At 28.0% G+C, this 2,205-nt stretch carries 3 protein-coding genes; all 3 read right to left on the bottom strand.

Features of this window, described 5'->3' with window-relative positions:
* The coding region (gene dnaJ / locus E6A48_RS08505; protein WP_219709701.1) for a molecular chaperone DnaJ at nucleotides 1–913 on the bottom strand (913 nt) is incomplete at its 3' end.
* 77 nt (nucleotides 914–990) lie between these two features.
* Nucleotides 991–1,278 carry a DnaJ domain-containing protein gene (locus tag E6A48_RS08500; RefSeq protein WP_219709699.1) on the bottom strand — a complete coding sequence of 96 codons (288 nt, stop codon included), beginning with the start codon at nucleotides 1,276–1,278 and terminating at the stop codon, nucleotides 991–993.
* A gap of 63 nt (nucleotides 1,279–1,341) precedes the next feature.
* Nucleotides 1,342–2,034 (bottom strand): YoaK family protein, encoded by a 693-nt coding sequence (locus E6A48_RS08495; RefSeq protein WP_219709698.1) that lies wholly within the window; start codon nucleotides 2,032–2,034, stop codon nucleotides 1,342–1,344.
* Nucleotides 2,035–2,205: the final 171 nt, after the last annotated feature.

Genomic DNA, 2,205 nt, shown 5'->3' with positions numbered 1-2,205 from the left:
TTTTTATTTTTACTTTCTTCTTGTCTAATGTTTCTATAAATATATCATCACCTAAAGTAGCCTGTACTATATTAATACCAACTTCAGTAATTAAATCAATACCATCTCTAACAAAATACTGATGCTCTGCTACATGTATATAAAGATATAAATCTCCATTTACACCGCCAGCAATAGCTTCACCCTCTCCAGATATTCTTAATTGAGTATTATCATCAATTCCCTTAGGTATATTAACAGATATAGTTTTAGGCTTTTTAATAGTACCAGTTCCATGACATTTTTTACAAGGTGTAGTAACAATAGAGCCAGTTCCATTACATCTGCTGCAAGTTCTTCTCACACTAAAAAATCCTTGAGCCATTCTAACCTCACCTGTACCATTACAAGAAGGACAAGTTTGAGTTTTAGTACCAGGTTCAGCTCCACTTCCATGACAAGCATCACAAATATCTTTTTTATCTAACTTAATCTCCATCTTTTTGCCAAATACAGCATCTTCCAGAGAAAGTGTAATATCATGTCTTAAATCATTACCGCGTCTTTGACCTCTTGAACTTCTAGAAGAAAAACCTCCTCCAAAAAAAGAACTAAATATATCGTCCAAATCGCCAAAACCGCCAGAGCCTCCAAACATCTGAGAAAAATCAAATCCGCCTCTTCCATAAGCATCAGCAAAATCACTATGAACGCCTTGAAAACCAAATTGGTCATACTGAGCACGTTTCTTTTCATCAGATAATATCTCATAAGCTTCTGTAGCTTCTTTAAACTTCTCTTCTGCTTCTTTGTTGCCTGGATTTCTATCAGGGTGATATTGCATAGCTAATTTCCTATACGCCTTTTTAATCTCATCAGCACTTGCTGTTTTACTTACTCCCAATACTTCGTAATAATCTCTTTTGTTTGCCATTTTAATATATCCTCATTAATAAAATACATAAAAAATAAAAGCTTCTATATAAAATCAAAAAATAAATATTAACAAAATTATTTTCTTCTCTTGCTTCCAACTATTATACTAACGCCTAATCCTAAAGCAGCTAGTCCTGTTATAACATATTTATTATTTGCTAAATACTTAATATTATATTCCATTCTCTTTTTTTTATCAGATAAAACATCATAAGCCTCTGTAATTTCTTTAAACTTATCAGCAGCAACATCATCTCCAGCATTTCTATCAGGGTGATATAATTTTGCTAACTCCCTATAAGACTTTTTTATTTTCTCTTCACTTGATAATATATTAACATTAAGTATCTTATAATAATCCATAAAAATATCCTTAAATTATATATATAAAAACAATTTTCATCAATACAAAAAAACAATTACAAATTAATTATCAAAAAACATTAAACTCTCAACTATAAGCAATAATCCACTTGCTATCCATATGCTTCTGTTTCCTAAAATATTAGTAAACAAACTTCCAAAAAATGCTCCAAACATAAAACATAATAAAATACTTAAATATATCAGCCCGTTTTTTAATCCTGTTTTATCTTTATTAAACAAAAATTTAAAAAAATTTTCTGAAGCAGATCTTAAATTTCCTGTACACATATTTGTAACATAAGCAAGTCCTTCAACCCTATTAAAAGTTATCATCAAAATAGCAGACATAAAAGCTATAAAACTAATAGCTACAGTATCAAATATTCCCCTAGGTAAAAGACCAACTATAAAAAGTATAATAGCATTTATTAGTATTACTAAATATTCCAATTCCATTAATTTTTTTCTATTTAATATTTTTTTTACATATAAAGCAAACCAAATACCTATTATAAATACAAAAATAGATATTAAATAATGCATAGCCTCCAAAAAATCTCTCTTGGCAATATTCATAGCAAAAAATATAATGTTACCTGTCTGAGCATAAGCAAATACTCCATCTCTTGTAATATATGTATATGAATCAACAAATCCGCCTATAATACTAAATATTGATGCTATATAAATAGTCTGTGTTGTATGTATTGATTCATTCCTTCTTTTAATGAAAGAGATGAGTTTGCCTTTCATAATAAAAAAATATTCCCATAAAATTAATTGCAAATATTATAACATAAAACAAGATTTTTAGAAATATATAGAGATATAGAATTATAAATTAATAAAGTCTTTTAAAAACTAGCTTTAAATCTTTATCTAAAGTATTTATGACTAATTCTTCACCATTAAACTCTATAGATG

This window comes from Brachyspira pilosicoli, from assembly GCF_019402445.1.
In the GTDB taxonomy this organism is placed as follows: domain Bacteria; phylum Spirochaetota; class Brachyspiria; order Brachyspirales; family Brachyspiraceae; genus Brachyspira; species Brachyspira pilosicoli_B.
This window is presented reverse-complemented; position numbering and strand designations above follow the sequence as displayed.

What these genes read in the sequence shown, in the direction of transcription:
- E6A48_RS08500 (WP_219709699.1), bottom strand. Translation starts at nt 1,278, where the DNA reads ATGGATTATTATAAGATACTTAATGTTAATATATTATCAAGTGAAGAG.
- E6A48_RS08495 (WP_219709698.1), bottom strand. Translation starts at nt 2,034, where the DNA reads ATGAAAGGCAAACTCATCTCTTTCATTAAAAGAAGGAATGAATCAATA.